We start from the raw sequence: 20,110 nt of genomic DNA, 5'->3' as shown, positions 1-20,110 counted from the left end.
CAGAATGGGAGGGACGAGTATATGCAAGATATAATTGGTATATTACATATCGGAACGAACATTGAGCAAAAAAATAATATTGATCTCTCGATTAAAGGTACTCTTAGCGATCTCAGTTACACATTGATTGAAATCACAGAAAAAAAGCAAATTGGTTCGTTAGATGGTTTGATTATTAATTTGGAACAATCATCTGCTTCTATAGAAGTGTTTCAATGGTTGATTAACCTGCAAGAAGATCATTCCTTATTTATCTGGATTCTTTGTGAAGATGAAGAATCAGAGTTAATCAAATTGTATCCTCATTTAAGTAAGAATTCAGTAATAGAAGTTTTTCAATCAAGTCACGGTGTTGAAATGTTAAGCATTGCAATAAAAAATGCACTCAATTATAAACGATATTTGTTAAATAAAACAGAATTTAAAAAAAATAAGAAGGAAATTTTTCTAGATCCATCTAAACTAAGCTTCGTTGTTCACAATAAAAGCATACCATTGACAAGAAAAGAATTCAAAATCATTGCGTTATTATATAGAAATATAGGCAATGTCGTTACTTATAATGAGATTAATAAAGAAGTCTATGGTGATTCCGAAGGTAGAACAGTTGGAAAGTATAGAGTAGCAAATTTTATTTTTGGTATTAGAAATAAGCTTAAAGAACAAACTTATTTTGAAATAGAAATTGTTCGAACAAAAGGATATATTCTCAGATGTTCAGAAAATGAGGAACAGTTTATCGAAAATACTAATGAAATGCTCTTATAAAAGACATGTTTATTGATACTATTTAAGAATGCACAATTTGTGGAGCCGGAGTGATTATGTAAAGAAATGGATGGAAATATTTGTGAAAAACAAAAAGAAATATTATGAAAAATATAAAGTGTATTATTTCTGCGAAATTCTACTTTTAATTGGGTGGGTCATTAATTTTATTCTTTTCTCAAGATTTTATGAAGAGAGTGTATTCTACATTGATAAACAAGCCAAGCTACTTATTCAGCTAATATTTATGGTGAATTACTACTTGGAAGATTTATTACTATACTTATTTGTTTCATTTGTGTTAATGACCTTAAATTTACTTCTTATTTTAACATTTTATATCAAGAGCAAGCAATCGGTGAGTGATCAAAGAGCATCAAAGTATCTAATAATGTTGTTCTTAATCATTATTGGAATCAATGCTTTAGCGCTTCTTAAAATGATTGTTTGGCCACTGTTTTTACTATTATTTATTTTTTCACTAGTGATCATTTATGTTATTTATGTTGTTACAAATTATTTGCACGAAGAGAAAGATGAATCGTATGAAGAAAATGAATTGGTAAAAAAAGAAGAAGGATTTCAAACAAAAGAAGAAGCAGAAAAATATACTAGAAAATTTTTAGATTATTGGGCAGAAGACTTTGAAAATAAAGGTTATTGTTTAGTAGATACTATAAAAAAAGACCAGAAAAATGAATGGTATGTTGAAATTAGCGTGCAAATGATTAAGTGAGAAGAGAGTTAAGAATAATTAGGAGGAAATTTATTCATGAAAAAAATGAATATACTATATACTACATTGATTTGTGTCTTTTCAATATTTTTTTTTTCAGATCGAGTGAGTGCAGCAAGTGGAAAGGACAATTTAGGCTACACAGTAACTCTTGTGCAGCCGAACACCCAGATAGATTTAACTAAAAGCTATTTTTATGTAAAAACTACTCCAGGAGAAGTTCAAACATTAGAAGTAAGAATCAAAAGTACTAAGAAAGAGAATGTTCGAATAAAAATATATGGAACAAATGCAATTACAGGTGATGGAGGGACGATCGAATATAGTGATGATAAAGCTTATTACGATAAGACCTTAAAGGAACCTGTAACATCCATGATTAAAATCCCAATGGCGAGTGTTACTGTTGGTAATTATGAAGAGAAGACAGTGAAAATCCAGTTGACACCACCTAAAAATAGTTATGATGGCATAAAAATGGGTGCTTTAGTTTTTGCTTTAGATCAAAAAGAAGAGACAAAAAGCGCTGTTTCAACAGAATTTTCCTATCGAGTTGGATTGATTACGTCACAAACAGGAGATGAATTTAATAATGCTCAAACACTAAAATTAAATTCAGTAAAAGCATCAATCAAGCGTGGGAAAAAAATGGTGTTAGCTAATTTACAGAATCCTGAACCAAAAGTATTAGAAAATTTAAAAATTGTAGCAACTATGACCAAAAAAGGATCAAATGAAACGGTTAAAAGAAAATTAGTAGAGAATTACTCGATGGCACCAAATAGTATTTTTGATTTTGAGATAGATTGGGGTATTGCTGCCTTACCAACGGGGACCTACACGTTACGTTTGGATGCTTCTAATGATTACCAAGAATGGCAATTAAGTAAGGATTTCACGATCACTAATCAACAAGCCAAAAAAATGAATGAAGAAACGGCATTTAAAATTGTAACACCAAATTGGATCAAAATAACAACAATTGTCTTAATAACGCTTGTAGCTTTGAGTAGCTTTGTAATACTTCTTAGAAGAAAAAATTGGGAGAAACAATGGAAGAAAATCAAAATTGCTAAACGAAAAAAAAGGAAGTCACAGGAAAAAAATAAAAATAAAAAGAAAGATAAAAAAGAGGATAAGTAATGATGAAAAAGCCTTACTTTATTTGGCCGATACTTATGGGAATATGTACTCTTTTCGTTTTATTTAGTCAAGTAATCGTCGTTTTTGCCGATCAAGAAAAAACAGAAGCTGGGATTACATTCGACCAGTTTGTTGAACAAGAAAAAACAGATCCGCCTATCTATGAAACAAAGCCAATCAATGATCTTACAGTAAACGGAGCTCTGCCTCATTTAGGACAAATGATGACTTCTTTTATATTGTTATTACTAGGCGTTACCTGCTTAATCATATTTTTAGGTGTTATAAGCTTAAGGAAAGTTTATGACATAAATATATAGGAGGAGAATATGAAAGATTATTTATGGGTTTATATATTAGGAGGCACTGCAACCATTTCGTTGTTACTTTTTTTAGGAACACTTTCTAGAGATGTATTTTTAGTCAGAAAATTAAGGAAAAAAAGAAAAGATTTAGTGTTTAATTTTAGTTTATTAGCATTATCTATTGTGAGTTTATCGTTAATTATCTATTTGTTTATTTTACTAAAAGATCAAATAAGATTAATAGGGTAGGAACACTAGAAATGTATTATTCTGTGAACAATTTATAACAGTAGCTGTCACCAATTTTATTTAGGTTAAATAAGAAAGGTGATTAAATTTTGAAAAAAATACTATTTACAACATTACTTGCTTCATCAGCATTGCTGATTTTTGCAAAGCCTGCGAATGCAGAAGAAATTGGAAATGAGCAAACAGATGTAGGAATTCGTTTTGATGCTGATGGTCCTGTAAAACCTGGTGAAGGACCTTTTAAAGATAACTTAGCATTGGTTTATACGCCAACTAAATTTGATTTTGGTCGTCAATCAGCAACAGCGAATATTGCTACATACAGCAATACTGTAGTTGGAGATCAATATGTTGTTGTAAATGATGACAGAACAGGAACGGATGCTGAACCACCAACAGAGGGTGGAACAAGAGCTGAAACAACCTCTGCTTGGAAAGTTACAGCTACTATGTCTAAACTAGTTTCTAAAGATGATGCTACTAAAGAATTACCATCAAAACTAACGTTTACTTTAGGCGCTCCTCAATCTTATGATATTGGTGAAGTTGATCCAGATACAAATGACTATTTACCAAATCCAATTGAAGGAAACCTAGGGGCTCTTGCGGACCCTAACAACATTGTTGTTGGCAAAGATGTAACTTTAGAAGCTGGAAATACAACTGGAACGAATATCATTGCCAAAACAAAAGCAGATGCTGTTAAAGGTGGTTTTGCTACAAAAATAACAGATACAAAATTGACTGTTACTACAGGTACAGGCGCTGCTGGTAAAGCATTCCAAGGTAGTGTCAACTGGAGTTTAGATAACACATACTAAAAATAAAATAATAAAAAGAAAAATTTTTAAGTAGGTTGGTCGATAGTTACTGTTATAAATTGTTCACAGAAAAATGACTAAATTTATGTATTTATTGAAGAAAGGTAGCACATTAAATGAAAAAAAATCCTTTTTATTTATTTGCATTAATATTAATTGGGTTTGGAATTTTCTTTAACCCAGTAAAAAGTTTTGCTGATCAAGATTCAGTTAATTTAATTAATGGATTATCATATGAGGTGTTATATCCCGAAAACCAAAAAAATAAGGAGTTAGGTTACTTTGATCTAAAAATGGAGCCAGGACAGGAACAAACAATTGCTCTTAAATTGTACAATTCACTATCTAAAGCATTAACGATTCAAATAGAACTCAATACAGCCAAAACGAATAGCATTGGTAAAGTGGAGTACGGTCCAAATAATCTAGACTCAGATTCATCCTTAGCACATGATTTCGTAAAGATAGCCAAAGGACCAAAAAAAGTTGTTATTCCTGCAAACAGTAGTAAAACAATAGAAATTTTAATTACTTTACCAAAAGATACTTCTGATAGTTTGATTGCTGGTGGCATTCAATTAAAACCGATTAACGATAATAATGTAGACAATCAAAATAAGAAAGATACTGTTATCAATGAGTTTGCTTTTTTAATTGGCGTCTTATTAAGAGTAGGAGACGTCAGTAAAATAAAACCAGAATTAAAACTAAACAAACTATACATAGCATTTACAGACGGAAAAAGTCATTTGTTTGCGAATATTTCTAATATCCATCCAATATATATTGAAGATATGAGTATTGAAGTTCAGGTAAGAAAAGCTGATAAGCAGAAAGATTTGTTTGTGTATCGTAAAGAAAAACTGCGAATGGCACCAAATTCAATCATTAATTTTCCAATTGATTTAGCAGATAAAGGGCTTACAGCAGGAAAGTATACCGCTCAGATTAATGTCTCCTCTAAAAATACTGGTAGTTGGTCTTGGACTGAAGATTTTACGATCAATACATTAGAAGCGAACACACTTCATGTACAGCATGAAGAAAAGAGACCGCTTAGTGAATCTCTTTTCATAGTATTTTTTTTCATTTTAGGCTTAGGAATCTTTATTTTAATAGTAATTTATAGACGAATAAGGTATAAAAAGACGCATAAGTGACACTAATGTAAAGGAGGTGTTGCGATGAGAGAATATTTAAAAGAAACAAAATAAGAAAGAAAGGAGAAGAACGTGAATTACAAAAAAAAGAACGTTAAAAGGCTCTGGGGACTCGTAGGTCTAACTGTATTTAGTTTTTTTTCTGTTACTATTTTATTTGCTAAAACAACTCCTCTGCTCGCTAAGGTAGAAAACAGTGTAGAAAAATCGGAATTTGACAAAAGAGATCAACATTCAGTCTCACCGTTAAAGAAATCGCTACAAACAGAAACGCAAGCAAATGATTTAGGAAGGGTACTTGATCCAATAGAAAATGAATCAGGGTTGAAAATAACTCCAAAAGTGTTGAAAATAGCACAATATGATTATCTTCCTGATCTTTATACTGAAGAAGGTCGTAAGTTGCTATTTTCGAAACAAGTCATACCTAAACCCGAATTTGGGGTGGAGTATGAATATGTGGATGCTAAAGGTTTACCAGCTAATCCAGATAGTGAGCAGGTAGGATTTCAAATGATTTACGTAAAGGTGACCGAAAATTATAGTCAAACCAGCGTTCTGGTACCTATACCCGTAACAGTAACAGATATAGGAACATCCTTCTTATTAACAAATCAAGTTGCCCTTCAAATAGACCATGCAGAGGGCAAAGTTCTCTTATATCCAGAAGAAACAAAAAATAAGACGGAAGAACAGTTGCAACAGTTAGTAAAGGAGAAGTCAAAGGTACGTGCTTGGAATACAGAAACTGGTGTAGAGGTTTCGACTGAGGTAATCAAAACGACCATTTCAACAACTTCTGTCGGGACGTACAAAGCTGATTTTGAAATCACTATGGGTCATGGTGCAGAGGAGCAGAAAGCTTCTATTCAAAAAAACGTTGTCGTCTTCGGAGCTAATTTCCAGCCTTTTACGACTGTACAAAATACTGAATTTGACTTGTTTAACAATCTACTTCAATCAGGTAATAAGTTTCAAACAGTTAATGGTCAGCAATTTGATAACGCAGATTACGAAATTGTTGATGAAACTGGTAATTTGACGGAAGTGGATACTACCACTGTGGGCTTTAAATGGATATATGTAAAAATGTCTGAAATAACCATGGAAAACGTCTCCACGATTATCAAAGTTCCATTAAATGTGATGAATGAAGATACTACTGCTTTGTTAAAAAACAAAGTAATAGTCAATGCTAAGGCAACCACTGTTTTTTATCCGAATGAGACAAAAGGAAAAAGTAAAGATGAGTTACTTGAGGCCGTCCAATCGAAAGTACATTTAAGTGCATGGAATATGAATACAGGGGAAATGATTCCGGCTTCTTTTACTAAAACGACTATGCCCAATAATTCAGTGGGAACTTACACGGGAACAATCACAGTAGAATTAAACGGAGAAGTTGGGACCACTAATCGAAATTTTTTAGTTTTTGGTGCGGATTTGAAATCACCACATTATGTTAAAGTGAAGATAGATGAAGAGTTCGATATGGGGGAGGATGCTAACAATGTATTCTCAAAATATCAATCCTTAACAAGTAGTTCTTCTGATACTGCCTATTATGAATGGGTTAAGGATGAAGAGGGCAAGCCAGCTAGTAATGTGTTGGATACTAGTCAAGCTGGATTTCAGTGGGCCTATATTAAAATGACAGATAAGGTTAATCCAGAAATATCAACAGTTATTCCGATACCGGTTAACGTGATAGCGGACGAAGAAATCTTTATTGTACAATCAAAAGCAGGGCTGAGTTTTGAAACGAATAGACCATTTATGGCAAATGAATTTAAGAATAAAACGGTTGAAGAAATCAATCAAATATTAACAAAAGGCTTATCGCCAAAAGCTTGGGAATTAACTTCAGGAGAAAGACTAGACGTTCAGATTACCCAAACAACAATTAATGATCTCAGCACAGGTTCGGTAGAAGTAATAGCAAATATTACACTAAATAATGTCCAACTGATATATAAATTTAATATCTATATTTTGACTATACCAATATTTGAAGATAGTGATTTAGATGGATGGATAAGTCTTCCTCTGAATTCTACTAATGGAGTTATTGTTAATCCACTAAATGAATCGAAGATGGGCTTCATGAAAAGGGGAATTAATCCTGTTAAGGAGCCAAATGAAACATCTGAGTATGGCTTTATGATCCTAGATAAAAATAATACTGGTTATGTATTTTCTTATAGTGGTAGTGGTACAGGGCGAGTATCAAATATACCAGGAGTGAATAATACAGTTTTATATGGTGATGAATGGGATACACGGTTTGGTCTAGGCGCAGATGAATTTCTTCCAGAAATGACTAAGAGTTATTATCTACGAAAAGGAAATAAACTGAAGCAAATTTTAATAGATAAAAAAAAGAGTATAGTGTATGTCTATGATTTATCTTTAAATAAAAATTTGAATTTTAGTATTCGTTTAAACATGTATAATCTATCTAATACCAAAAAGAAATTTGCAATGATAGAGAGTGTAGATACAGAGTATTATTCAGATAATGTACCTATATATGCTTTGGAAAATAATAGCGGTTTTTATATGGAGCCACAGGAAGGTTCTAGACTCTCAATTAAATTAAAAGATTTTAACGGAAGTTGGTTGTCTGATTATACAAAATATTCGGTGCTACCCCAGTGGGACACGTTTTCTAGTTCCTTTGGGAATGATTTTAAGTTAGATACCACTGAGAGTATGAACTATGATAAAGATGCTGTAATTTTAAAGGATAAAGATACGGCTTATCAATTAGGAGCACCATGGAAAGATATTGCGCCTAATGAGGCACTAGAAACTGGGTATGAGATTTTTGTTGGTGATGAAATTCCTTATATGCAGATGAAAGCGAATCCGGAGGTCTTTACAGTTTATGAAGACCACAACATGGACGTGGATACAAAGTATAAATTGAGTGAGATTCCCGCTGTTGGCGATCATGGGACTGTCTATGCGGTATATCCTAATGGGAAAGAAGTCACAACGCCGTTTACTGCGAATGGTAAGAAGGAATTTGATGGTAAATTGACAATTCCAAGAGCTGAATTACCAAAGCAACTGAATGAAGAACCAGGTACAATAAAAAGTTATGATACTGGATTATTAGCGATTAATGAGACGAAGGGGAACTATAACGGCTTACCTTCGCAAGACTATTCAGTAAAAATCAAAGTGTACAATCTTGGAGCAAAACCAGTTCCTCAAATTATTCAAAAGGGAGATAGCTTTAATAAAAAAGCATCCGAATTAGTGCGAGATGCAGTTATATTACCAGGTCATAAGCCTTCATATAAATACGAAGGCGAGATGCCGGACACTTCTGTTACTGGAATAACAAGTGTGACTGTGCGCATGACAGATACGAACCAGCCAGAAAAGACGACGTTAATCAAAGTGCCGATACAAGTAATAGATGGAACTCCCCCAACTAATGGGCTTTATCTGTTAGCAAATGACTTTAGCAGTAGCGGAGGAATTTTTCAAGATCTGAATGAGAATGAACGGGATGATTTGATTTTAAAAAAATCAGAAGCAATTGCTTGGGATACAGAAACTGCTTCAACTGATAAAATCAAACTGTCTGTTGAATCAACGACACTCCCTTCGAATCCTGCACCAGGAAGTTATAAAGCAACGATTAAAGCGACCAGAGATACAGAAACAATTAAAAAGACAATTACGATAGATATTAAAAATCTCAATCAGAAAGTCAATGTTGAGTTTGTAGATGAAGCAGGAGAGTCTTTACATGATAAAATTACGTTTGATAAAACGGTTGGTGCAACGATTGATCTAACAAAAGAAAAAGAAGTTCAAAAAGCACTTGAAACGATTCAGGCGAAAAATTATCAATTGGTGAAAAAGCCAGATAATGAAACACAAATTCCTGTTTTAAGTGAAGAAAGTACCGTGCAATATCAATTTAAAGGTATGCTGTATATACAATCTTCCCCGGATTTTCTGAATTTTGGACGTAAGTCTTTAGGAATACCATTTATAAAAGTAGAAAAAGCGAAGTATGACAAACCATTAATTATTTGGGATAATCGCAAAAATGGTAGTGCATGGAATTTAACAGCAACATTAAAAAAACCATTAACGAGCCAAGAAGATTCAAGCAAAATTCTACCTTCAGCGATTCGCTACAAGGTAAGTGATACCGAAACAGTGATCTTATCTGAAAATACAACACAGTCAATAGCGAAAAGAACACATGAATCCAAAGGACAGTATAACGTTAGTAATGAGTGGGATAAAAATGAAACCGGCTTATTGTTAGAAGTTCCTTCTGGAAAAGTTTTACAAACAGGTAGCTATCGAGCGACGATTTTATGGCAAGTTGAGCAAACACCTTAATAGAAATGTGAAAAGTTCCGCCCGAAAGAATTAATGTAGGGCGGATTTTTAATAGTTTGAGATTTTAGTTGAACTCTTTTATTAGGTAAACGTACTATGAAAACTAGCTAAGCAAAATAACTTAAAAATCTTCCATAAACCTGTATAATAAAATCATCGGTTTATAAGGGGGATGATCATGAAAGACGGCTTGTACTACGCAACACAATTTCGCGAGAAAAAACTAAGCGTAACAGAATGGATCGATGAGCGAGCGCAACGAGTAAAAAAGCTAAATCCTGAACTAAATGCATTTGTGGATTGGGATGTTGAATCAGCGAAAAAACAATACGAAACAAAAGGAGCAGAAACTGGTCCTTTTTTTGGCTTGCCTATTCCTTTGAAGATGTTAGGACAAGATAAAGCAGGCATGAAATCAACGTCTGGTTCTCGTTTATTCACAGAAAATCGTGCTAGTTCTACGGATAATTTTGTAAAAGGCTTAGAGCGATTAGGCTTGATTCCATTAGGGAAAACCAATGCGCCTGAGTTTGGGTTTAAAAATATTTCCGATCCAACGATTTATGGCCCCGCTAGAAATCCGTGGAATCTTGAGTATTCGCCTGGTGGTTCTAGTGGCGGTGCGGCAGCGGCGGTTGCTAGTGGTTTGTTTCCGATTGCTGGAGCAAGTGATGGCGGCGGTTCGATTCGGATTCCTGCATCGTTCAGCGGTTTGATCGGACTAAAACCAACACGCGGCAGTATGCCAGTTGGACCTGATGGCTGGCGTGGTTGGCAAGGGGCTTCAATCGATTTTGCGTTGACTGTTTCGATGCGCGATACGGAAACGCTATTTTATCATTTACGTGGAACAGAAAAAGCAGCACCGTATCAAGCACCAAAAGCGGAGTGGGAACATCAATCAGCAGCAGATAAAAAAGTCTTGAAGATTGCTTTTTTAACAGAGTCCCCAGTTGGAACACCTGTTTCAACAGAGGCGATAAAAGCAACGCACAATGCTGCGAAGTTTTTATCGCAACAAGGACATGAAGTGACAGAAATTCCATATCCAGTAAATGGTCGTCAATTGATCGACAGCTATTATTTGATGAATGGAGCAGAAACAGCTGCCATGTTTGAAGGGATTCAACAAGTCATTCAGCGACCTGTTACTAAAACAGATATGGAATTAATGACTTGGGGCATTTACCAATATGGGGTACAGATAGCTGCGAGTCATTATACAAGATCTCTGCAACTGTGGGACCAAGCGGCGTATAAAATGGAGCAATTATTTGAAGAATATGATGTATTGTTAACGCCAACCACAGCGGATACTGCACCTAAAATAGATGCGGAGTTACAAAGTGATCAAATTCGTAAAGATTTAGCACAAGCAGATTCGTTATCGACTTTACAATTAAAAGATTTAATCTATGATATGTTTGAAAAAAGTTTGACGATCACCCCCTTTACTCAACTTGCAAATCTAACGGGACAACCAGCAATCAGTTTACCTACTCATGTAGCAGAATCAGGGTTACCGTTAGGCATTCAATTTATGTCGTCAAAAGGGAGAGAAGACATCCTTTTTCAAGTCGGCAAGTTATTCGAACAAGAACAAAAATTCTTATTACCAAACTATTATCGTGAATCATAGGAGGTTCAAATGAAGAAAGTATTTGCTAGTTTTAGTATTGTTGTATTGATTTTAGTGTTAGTGGCGTGTGGCGGGAAAAAAGACGAGACAGCTGGAAAAGATAACAGTTGGAAAAAAGTCGAAGAAGTGAAGAAATTAACGGTTGCTACATCAGGAACCCTGTTCCCATCCTCTTATTATAATGATAAAAATGAATTAACGGGTTATGATGTGGATGTCATCACAGAAGTTGCCAAACGATTAGACCTTGATGTTGAATTTAAAGAATACAATGTCGATGGTCAGATTACGTCTGTAGATAAAGGTGAATCAGATTTAGCAGCGAATGATTTAGGTTTATTGGGAGATAGAGGGAAAAAGTTTATCTTATCTTCGCCGATCAAGTATTCTTTTGACAGTATGATCGTCAGAAAAAGTGATGACTCTGGGATTGCTTCTCTTGAAGATTTAAAAGGAAAGAAAGCAGCTGGTGAGCCAAATACAAATTATATGAAAATCGCTGAAAAATATGGCGCAAAATTGGTAACTTATGATAATGCGACAAACGATCAATATTTGACTGATGTAGCGAATGGTCGGACAGATGTTATTTTAAATGATTATTATTTACAAAAAATGTCAGTAGGTGCACTGCCGGATATTCCAGTGAAAATTTTAGAAGGTGTCTATTTTAATGCAAACTTCACTGGATTTTTAATGAAAAAAGAAAGCAAGGCATTAAGTAAAAAAATTGACGAAACACTAAAAGAAATGCAAAACGATGGGGCAATGAAAAAAATCTCTGAGAAGTATTTCCAAACAGATGTTTCAGTTGAACCAAAAGAAAAAGTGACAGAAAGTGTTTCAGCAGAATAGATGTATATACCAAAAATCGATTTTCAGTTAATGATTGATTCTATTCCCTTTCTTTTGACTGGTTTGCCGTATACATTAGGCATCAGCTTGGTGACGTTTTTGATGGGGAATGTTTTAGGCATTCTTTTGACTGTCTTAGGGATGTTGCCTTCAAAAGTAATCAAAGGATTTGTGCGTTTTTATATTTCTTTTTTACGAGGCGTTCCTGGTTTGGTGTTGTTGTTTCTTTTGTATTTTGGTTTGCCGTATCAATTAAGTGCGTTGACTGCAGCCTGTATTTGTTTTAGCTTGACGAGTAGCGCTTTTATTGCTGAAATTTATCGAGGTTCAATCGCAGGCGTTGAAGCAGGGCAGTGGGATGCAGCTTATGCCTTAGGATTACCGTTTGGGAAAGTGATGCGTAAAATTATTTTGCCGCAAGCGTTTCGGATTTCGATCCCAGCACTAGGGAATGTTGCAATGGATCTGCTAAAGGGAACATCGTTAGCTGCGATGATTACCATTCCCGATATTTTTCAAAAAGCCAAAATCGTCGGAGGGAGAACGTTTGACTATATGACGATGTATATATTAGTGGCAGTGATTTATTGGCTGCTTTGTGTGGCAATCGGTTGGGGGCAAGGGTGGTTAGAGCAACATTATGCTAATCGTTATAAAAACAAGCCTGAAGTGAAAGTGTAAATGATTCTGTGTAAGTAGCCGAGTATCTTAAGGCTGCTTATACAGTTTTTATTTTATCGTCATAATGTCTACTTATCATTCTTTTATTCTTAAAAACGAGTATAATCAATAGAGAGGGATTTACGAAGACAAAAAAGAAAGTAGGAAAGAAAATGGATATGAAAGACATAAAAGAAACAAGTCAGTTTTTAGTGACGGAGTATAAGGATAGTCTTATCAATGGATTCGTTGAAACGCCAAGTCAATTTATGATACGAATGAATGTAGAACCAAAAGTTGAACACTATCTACGACCATTATTAAATCAAGCGGAACAAGAATTTAAAACTAGCAAAAAATAATTTAGACTTGTTGTTGAAGGAGAAGAAGAGCATGTTCGTTTATATTTGCTGTGCTGGTGGGATGACTTCCAGTATGTTTTGTCAAAAAATTGCGAAAGCGGCGAATCCTGAGGAAGTTTATTTTGGGCATCTTCATGATTTAATTGCTGACTTTCAACACTTATCTGAAACATACCCGACACTTATTGCATACGGTGGCGAAGGGGAGATCAATCAGCTAACACTTGAACCAACTTTTAAACCCTATGTTGATCGTGTACTAGTTTGCCCCCAAGTTCGATATAAAACAGCAAGTTTACAAAAGCTTCTGAAGACTATCGATATTCCTTGTGCAGATATCGATATGAAGACATTCGGGAATATGAATGGAGAAAAAGCATTAAGAGATATTTTGGATTTTCAGAAAAAATCTTAGGTATCTTGCAAATAAAAATGTTTACTGCATGATCATCAAAGCTTGCCAAAAAAGAGTTATATAGATGATTGTAAAACAATTAGACAAAATGAACATAAAACAAGCGACAGAACTTTATATTTCTGTATTTTCAGGAGAACCATGGCATGATGAATATGACTCTTTTGAAGAGGTAGAACAATTCATACAAAATTTTATGACTAGTGAAACGTATTTGAATTTTATTGCACTAGAAAATGAAGAAATAATAGGATTATGTCTAGGAATGAAAAAGCCTTGGATCAAAGGAATCGAGTATTACATTGATGAATTTTGTATTAAAAGAGAGCGACAAGGATCAGGATTGGGGAGTACTTTCCTAGCTAAGATAGAAAATGATATTTCTTTATTAGGGATGAATGGGTTGATCTTAAATACGGAAGCAAGTTTTGAGTCCACTAATTTTTATCTTAAAAATGGTTTTCATAAGCTGTCTGATTTAATTGTGTTAGGAAAATAGGCAGAACTGAGAGATACATCAGTGTACTCAAAGAACCGTCAAAAATTGCCTGTAAAACAGGCAATTTTTGACGGTTCTTTTTTACGAGTAACTAGTTTAATTTGAAACTAAGACAACGGAGGCACTTGTATTTCCTTTAATATCTTTATTTAGCAAGTGTAAAATGGTGCCTGATTCTTGCTTTGGAATGGCTAAACTAAAGTAGCCGTTTTGATCTGTAGAAACTTCTAAGAGCACTTCGTGAGTAGCAAAAACAAGTTGAATCATCGTTTCAGGTTCACCTTGACCTTTAATAAGTGTCTCGCTTGGCGTAGTCGTGACTTCATTTATTTTGACTAGGTCTGGGGCTGTTTTATCCGCATTTATTAATTTTACATTTGATAAATACATCACAGTACTTGTGCGACCAAGTAGGCTATAGTGTGTCATCTCGGAGCCTAATGTGATGTTTTGCGATTCGTTTGCTTGAGGCGTGTAGATCATTTTTTTATTGATTTTATTTTTAGCTGTTTGCGTTTCTTGCGTCAAGCGTTGCCCAAATCCGTATTTTATGACTTGTTGACTATATTCTTTTGGATTTGGATTATAAGCGTCAAAACTTAGCTCATATGGTTGGCCCTTTATCAAGTCTACTTCTTGTCGAACATAAGCTGCTGAGTTTTTCCACTTTTTGTAGAATTTTAAGCCATTCTGATCTGTAGAAAGAGCGGAGATAATTTCTTTTTTATATTTTTTTAAGACAAATTCATAAGGATTAGACTCTGTAATCGAATGAAAGGTATTTCCATTATTGCTTAGTTGCCAAGCATCAAAACTAGTTTGGGCTGCGTTGCGCTTAAATTCGGTATTAAGGAGTAAATTTGTATCTTCAGCTAGTTGGGGACGTAATGACTTCATTTCATTAACGCTAGCTAAAAAGGACTGGACTTTTTCTTTGTAAAGAGTGCCGCCAACTTTTAAATTCACGCCATGTCCTGCATCTGGAATTGCCAACTGTTCTTTGTACCCTAAAGAGGCTGTATATAATTTGTCTTTGGCAACTGGAGGAATAAACCAATCAGCTGTACCATGAATAAATAGCTTAGGTACGTTTGATTTAGAAACTGCATCAAGAGGTGCAATAGAAAATAAATCGACTTTTAGAATGGGTTTTACAAATTCATTATTCAGAGCATCGATCAATTCATTTTCACAATTATACCAATCGATTTTATTAACCAAAGGAATGTATTGCAGTTTTGAGGTAAGTAGACGCATAACATCTCGTGCTTGTTGTTCGATTGAGTAGTAACCGCAATCTTCAATGACAGCCTCTACATTAGGATGTGGTTTCTCTTGAGACATCATAACAGTTGCCGCACCCATGGAAACACCGAATAATAAGAATTTTTGATTCGGTTTTCCCGCAAGTTCTTGATCGATCCAAGCGTTTATGTCGTTTCTTTCATAAGCGCCAAATGTGATATAGCTACCTTCACTTTTTCCATGTGAGCGTGCATCTGGAATAATGACATTGTAGCCTAGCTCATAAAGAAATTCCGCTTCTAACATGATCTGCATTGGATTAGAACGGTACCCATGCTGGACCACAGCTGTTTTGTTGGAGTGATTGTCTACATAATAAGCGTGAAGTTTTAAATTCGACTGGGTCGGTTCATCAAAAACAGTGATATAGCGCTCACTTTTATCAGCAACTGTTTCAAACCAAGGGCTTGTCATCTCTATTTTATCCAATCCAGATAATTCAGAAAAAAGTGTGTTTTCTCTTTTTACAGTGATATCGAAAGCTAAAGAAGCAATCAATTTATTTAATACTGGGCCAAAATTACGTGCATTTGGATTAGAATTTTCTGTTAGATATTTTTCAATCTGATCAATGACTTCCTGTTCTTTTGGTGGTAACTGTTCTCTTTCGGCTGGAGTTTTCGCTTCAAAAGGGTCATTTTGTTGTTCTTGAAGAATCCTTCTACTAGCAGAATTCAAATGTTTATCGGGTTCGTTGTTAGCCTCGATAATTAGAATATTTTCGTTAGCAGCTGCAGTAGTTGGTATTAAAAAACTGAGTAAAACCAATCCAACAATAAATTTTAAGATTTTTTTCATTTTTCATTTTTATCCTTTCTGTGATTCGATAATCACTAATAGTTTATTATAATTATCTAAAAAGTCAATAAAAATTTCTAATTAATAAAAATAAATATATTTATATACTATATAAATGACTATGAGATTTTTAAATACGGGCTTTCTTGCAGGAAAAAATACCATCTATTTACCTTCGATCCAAACAGTGAGATAATTATTCTGAAAAAAGTTTAATTATGGAGGGGAATAAGTTGGGGGAATCATTAGTTCAAAATCAGTGTTCATCTTGTGGGGGAGCGATCACTGATCCAAGTTTTAAAAATTGTCCGCATTGCGGAACATTGTTGGATAAGGTACAAAAGACAATCAACGAAAAAAATAAAAATATCGAGCTTTGTCAAAATTGTGGCTCACCGGTAACCTTTAATATTGAAAAACAACAATTTGCTTGTGACTTTTGTCATTCCACATTCACGACAAAAACAGAAAATGATCTTGATAATCTGATATTTGAGGCAGATAATTTGATTCCGTTTCAAGTACCGGAAGGTCTAGTGAAGAAGCAATTTCTTGAATGGTTGATCAAAGGAGTAAATGTACCGTTAGATATTTTTGGGAAAATCAATACAATCCAGCTTGAACAAGTTTATATTCCATATATGGGCGCAAACGTTACGTATGAAGGAGCTTGGGGAGCAGATATTGGATATAATCGATCACAAACATATACGGAGTACGAAACAAGGGAAGATAAAAAAGGAAATAAATATTCTGAACCAGTCACAAAAACACGCACAGTTGTTGACTGGAATCATTCAAGCGATATTTTTTCTGGTACTGCGTTTAAGAGCTTTATGATCAATAATGAGTTGACTGGATCAGTTGCGGAGTTCGCTGAAAAAGTGAGCCATTTGGTTTTTTCAAGTGAGATAAAACCGTTTGATGACCATTATACTGCTGGCACTAGACAGTTAAAGATTTCATCAGATCGAGTTTCTGAAGTTCTGCGTTCAATTCGTGGCTTTACTGAGAAAGAAGCAGGTAAAAAAATGCAAAGTATTTTACCAGGTGATAGCAACAAAAATGCCAAAATAACAAAATTGACGTATAAATTGACGTCTAATTATACGTATGTACCGTTTTGGAAAATCACATATAAATATGAAGGTATTGATTATATCGTAATTGCTACGGCAGTCAAGAAAGACAAAATTGAAATGGAAGGCAATAGACCAGTAAGTCAAGAAGATTCAAGTGTTGAACGGAGAATGAAGAAAAATGGTCGATATGGTCTTTTGACAAGTCTACTATTTTTCTTGATCAATATATTTGATGTTTTTTCAGATGCTGCAGGTCCAGTTCTTGCGGGACTGGTTTTAGTTGGGATTGGTGTCTGGATTTATTATGCCGTTAGGAGACATCATTTCTTAAGTACAAATAAAAATTATCTGAAAAATAATCTACTTGAATACCCAGAATATACAAGTTTACTAAATGAATATCCAGAATGATGGAAAACGAGGTTGGGACAGGAGTGTTTAATCCCGAGAACCAAGTAGGTACTGTGTAACAGTTTCAGCTTATTTTCGAAGGGATTGCTTCTGCTCTCACCGTTTATCTGGATTCCATGTGAGTGGGATATGACTCAAAGAGTTATGTCCCACTCCTATTTTTTTGTAATGAAATTATTTTATTTTAATTCTAGAATGATATTCTAAACCTTTTCGTTTTGTGCTATTATTATGTGTAATTGTTAAAAATAAATTATCGTAGGAGGGGAAAATAAATGGAAATGACAGATATGTTAAGTAAACTAAATCTAAATTCTACTTCAAAGAACAAGCTAGATTTAGACCACATTTCAATAGAAAAAAATGTCATCGCTCTCGATGATCGCACACTTCAAATCAGCAATGTCTCCCAAATATTTGTAGCAGAGCCAGATTCAAAGATTCCTTGGTTAGCAGGGCTTTTATTTATGATTTCTGCAGGTTGGTTTTCACAACGTCATTTTTCGGGTATTTTAGGAATGATTATTACTGGTTTTTATATCTTTTTAGTAATTATGGGCAATTTAAATAAGTGTTATTATATCTATTTCAATTTGAATTCTGGATTCACCTATTTGATCCATTGTGAAAATAAAGAATTTGCTGAAAAAGTGCGAGAAGTGATAGAAGGGTGCATCAATGATGTTCATCGCAAAGAAAAAGTAGTTATCAATATGAGACAAGAAAATATCCAGATCGACAATCGAGTCGTAAGTGTTGACCAAAGTATCAAGGACAGTACAGTTGTAGCGGGCGATAATAATGAGGTGAATAGATGAAAATAAGAGGAAATGATTTTGGCGGCATCCATAATTCAACAGTTGTGATAGGAAATAATAACAAAGTCACGAATGGAAAAAGTGAAGATATCGATTGGGATACGTTTTCAGCAGAACTTAAATCATTGTTAATGGCGCTTCCACAAAATAGTGAAGAATTTCAAGCTTGTATGGAATTGCTGACGGAGTCGACTTCAAAGGATGAAGGTAAGGTAACGACATTTTTGAAAAAGCATGTGCCCCAGTTTACATCAGATGTTTTTAGCAGCTTAGCAAGTACACTTCTTTCTGATACAATCAAGAAATTGATGGTCGGTATGTAAGCAAGTTGGCAAAGTAAGTTAGGTGCGAGTCCTAAGCTCACATGAAATCACTGGGAGACCCGCACCAGTTTTTGATGGGAAAGAAGTAGTTTTAGCAGGATTTCTCATTGAAATCACATTTTTCGGTTTTTTTTAGGTGGAAATATAGTGTTTTGATTGGGAAATACTGTATTTTCACGGTCTCACTCTATTTAGAGTGAGTGGATTGAAATATCAAACTTGGCGAACGTATGAGTGGATTAGCATGTCTCACTCTATTTAGAGTGAGACAATTTGAAACTAACAAATAAAAACCATTCAAAATTATTAATTATCCGAGATGGAAGCAGTTCACCATACATAATTGTAATAATCAAGTTGTAAAAGAGATGGACGCGGTTCCTACTTTTCGATACTATGAGTATACATAGGATTTTTATAAAAAAATAGATGTATGTTTTTAAAATCAAGGAGGAGTTACAGAATGAAAAAATCAGTAAAATCATCAATGATTGTATTGGCTCTGGGGTTGGGATTGTCGATTGGAACCTCTGAAGAAGTGGAAGCTGTGACTGAGCCAGCTTACTCTTATTTTAATGATATTGGAGTAAGAGTTTCTTTATTTTCTGGCGTTGAAAAAGTTTATTCCGATCGTTACCAAGCTGAGTTGACTAAGTTGAGTGAAGAGTATGAGAACGGGTTGATTACTGGGGATAAATTTGATAAATTAGTAGATCAACTGAATGAAAAGGATGAAAAAAGTTTTCTTGAAAGAGAAGCACTGTTTAATACCTATAGTTTGCTGAAGAAAGATGATATAAAAAAAGTGACTCACTTTGATACAGATTTTGACGAATATTCCTCTCTTACTGGGTTTGAGCAGATGGCAGCTTTAGAACAAGTCCAAGGTGAAGGTGGAAAATTCAATAGCTTTAGAGAACTAGGTGAGTTAAAAAAATTGAAAACAGTTATGTTGGAAGCAAACAATCAACTAACGTTAAACAGTTTTAAACAATTAACTAACCTAGAAACCATCGTATTATGGTTCGATGGATTTGAAAATAGTGAAGAACGTAGTAGTCGGGAATATACACAAGCTTTAACGACCGACATTTCAGCATTGTCCAATTTGGATAAATTAAATGAATTACGAATTAATGCTAGAGGGAGAATGGCAACAATCACTTTGAAAAAGGGAACCACTTCTTACCAATTGTTCGATCCAATCGTGCCATCAAAACAATTTTCTGGTGCTACGATGAAGTATTCATCAGGAATTGAGAGCAGTGAGTGGTTGGAATGGAACGATTTAAAAGGGGACGAAAAATATTTGGAATTTAGCTGGCAGATAGAAAAAGGACAGAATATCTCTTATTCTGGAGAGGGCCAAATTCCTATTCGCTGGAAGTGA

Annotated in this window: 19 protein-coding genes; 18 read left to right on the top strand and 1 reads right to left on the bottom strand. The window is 34.4% G+C overall.

What is annotated here, in order from left to right; genetic code table 11:
* Window positions 1-21: 21 nt before the first annotated feature.
* The 14 genes from AC4BB7_RS12210 (at window position 22) to AC4BB7_RS12145 (ending at window position 13,983) form a co-directional block, all read left to right on the top strand.
* Window positions 22-768 carry a winged helix-turn-helix domain-containing protein gene (locus AC4BB7_RS12210; protein ID WP_490483211.1) on the top strand — a complete coding sequence of 249 codons (747 nt, stop codon included), beginning with the start codon at window positions 22-24 and terminating at the stop codon, window positions 766-768.
* Between the two features lie 82 nt (window positions 769-850).
* Window positions 851-1,504: a hypothetical protein gene (locus tag AC4BB7_RS12205; protein WP_490483210.1), complete on the top strand. Its 654-nt coding sequence runs from the start codon at window positions 851-853 to the stop codon at window positions 1,502-1,504.
* Window positions 1,505-1,540: 36 nt separating this feature from the next.
* Window positions 1,541-2,647 carry a WxLIP family cell surface protein gene (locus AC4BB7_RS12200; protein WP_490483209.1) on the top strand — a complete coding sequence of 369 codons (1,107 nt, stop codon included), beginning with the start codon at window positions 1,541-1,543 and terminating at the stop codon, window positions 2,645-2,647.
* 2 nt (window positions 2,648-2,649) lie between these two features.
* Complete coding sequence (locus AC4BB7_RS12195) at window positions 2,650-2,967, top strand: hypothetical protein (protein WP_490485150.1); 318 nt, start codon at window positions 2,650-2,652, stop codon at window positions 2,965-2,967.
* Between the two features lie 9 nt (window positions 2,968-2,976).
* Window positions 2,977-3,201 carry a hypothetical protein gene (locus AC4BB7_RS12190; RefSeq protein WP_490483208.1) on the top strand — a complete coding sequence of 75 codons (225 nt, stop codon included), beginning with the start codon at window positions 2,977-2,979 and terminating at the stop codon, window positions 3,199-3,201.
* Window positions 3,202-3,290: 89 nt separating this feature from the next.
* Window positions 3,291-4,022 (top strand): WxL domain-containing protein, encoded by a 732-nt coding sequence (locus AC4BB7_RS12185; RefSeq protein ID WP_490483207.1) that lies wholly within the window; start codon window positions 3,291-3,293, stop codon window positions 4,020-4,022.
* Between the two features lie 116 nt (window positions 4,023-4,138).
* Window positions 4,139-5,182 carry a WxLIP family cell surface protein gene (locus tag AC4BB7_RS12180; protein ID WP_490483206.1) on the top strand — a complete coding sequence of 348 codons (1,044 nt, stop codon included), beginning with the start codon at window positions 4,139-4,141 and terminating at the stop codon, window positions 5,180-5,182.
* Between the two features lie 72 nt (window positions 5,183-5,254).
* Window positions 5,255-9,553: a MucBP domain-containing protein gene (locus tag AC4BB7_RS12175; protein WP_490483205.1), complete on the top strand. Its 4,299-nt coding sequence runs from the start codon at window positions 5,255-5,257 to the stop codon at window positions 9,551-9,553.
* Between the two features lie 178 nt (window positions 9,554-9,731).
* A complete protein-coding gene (locus AC4BB7_RS12170) occupies window positions 9,732-11,192 on the top strand; it encodes an amidase (protein ID WP_490483204.1) in 1,461 nt (486 codons plus the stop codon).
* Window positions 11,193-11,201: 9 nt separating this feature from the next.
* Window positions 11,202-12,047 carry a transporter substrate-binding domain-containing protein gene (locus AC4BB7_RS12165; protein WP_490483203.1) on the top strand — a complete coding sequence of 282 codons (846 nt, stop codon included), beginning with the start codon at window positions 11,202-11,204 and terminating at the stop codon, window positions 12,045-12,047.
* Window positions 12,048-12,728, top strand: a complete 681-nt coding sequence (locus AC4BB7_RS12160; RefSeq protein WP_086313772.1) for an amino acid ABC transporter permease — start codon at window positions 12,048-12,050, stop codon at window positions 12,726-12,728.
* 152 nt (window positions 12,729-12,880) lie between these two features.
* The gene (locus AC4BB7_RS12155; protein WP_086313771.1) at window positions 12,881-13,069 is read left to right on the top strand and encodes a hypothetical protein; all 189 of its coding nucleotides are present in this window, start codon (window positions 12,881-12,883) and stop codon (window positions 13,067-13,069) included.
* 31 nt (window positions 13,070-13,100) lie between these two features.
* On the top strand, window positions 13,101-13,484 hold the full coding sequence (locus tag AC4BB7_RS12150) for a PTS sugar transporter subunit IIB (RefSeq protein ID WP_490483202.1): 384 nt from the start codon (window positions 13,101-13,103) through the stop codon (window positions 13,482-13,484).
* Between the two features lie 64 nt (window positions 13,485-13,548).
* A complete protein-coding gene (locus tag AC4BB7_RS12145) occupies window positions 13,549-13,983 on the top strand; it encodes a GNAT family N-acetyltransferase (RefSeq protein WP_490483201.1) in 435 nt (144 codons plus the stop codon).
* A gap of 96 nt (window positions 13,984-14,079) precedes the next feature.
* Here the strand turns inward: AC4BB7_RS12145 and AC4BB7_RS12140 are convergent, their stop codons facing one another.
* Window positions 14,080-16,086: an alpha/beta hydrolase gene (locus tag AC4BB7_RS12140; RefSeq protein WP_490483200.1), complete on the bottom strand. Its 2,007-nt coding sequence runs from the start codon at window positions 16,084-16,086 to the stop codon at window positions 14,080-14,082.
* 233 nt (window positions 16,087-16,319) lie between these two features.
* Between AC4BB7_RS12140 and AC4BB7_RS12135 the strand changes: the two genes are divergently transcribed.
* The 4 genes from AC4BB7_RS12135 to AC4BB7_RS12120 all read left to right on the top strand — a co-directional run bounded on the left by AC4BB7_RS12135 (window position 16,320) and on the right by AC4BB7_RS12120 (window position 20,110).
* Entirely contained in the window at window positions 16,320-17,579 is a 1,260-nt protein-coding gene (locus AC4BB7_RS12135) for a zinc ribbon domain-containing protein (RefSeq protein ID WP_490483199.1), read from the top strand.
* A 275-nt stretch (window positions 17,580-17,854) separates the two neighbouring features.
* On the top strand, window positions 17,855-18,397 hold the full coding sequence (locus AC4BB7_RS12130) for a hypothetical protein (protein ID WP_490483198.1): 543 nt from the start codon (window positions 17,855-17,857) through the stop codon (window positions 18,395-18,397).
* Complete coding sequence (locus tag AC4BB7_RS12125) at window positions 18,394-18,720, top strand: hypothetical protein (protein WP_490483197.1); 327 nt, start codon at window positions 18,394-18,396, stop codon at window positions 18,718-18,720. Before AC4BB7_RS12130 ends, AC4BB7_RS12125 begins: the two co-directional genes overlap by 4 nt.
* A gap of 463 nt (window positions 18,721-19,183) precedes the next feature.
* Entirely contained in the window at window positions 19,184-20,110 is a 927-nt protein-coding gene (locus tag AC4BB7_RS12120) for a hypothetical protein (protein WP_490483196.1), read from the top strand.

The sequence above is a fragment of the Enterococcus sp. AAFC-DPL-5182 genome (assembly GCF_058216605.1).
Note: the sequence above shows the minus strand (reverse complement) of the source record. Positions and strands in the feature narration are given on the sequence as shown.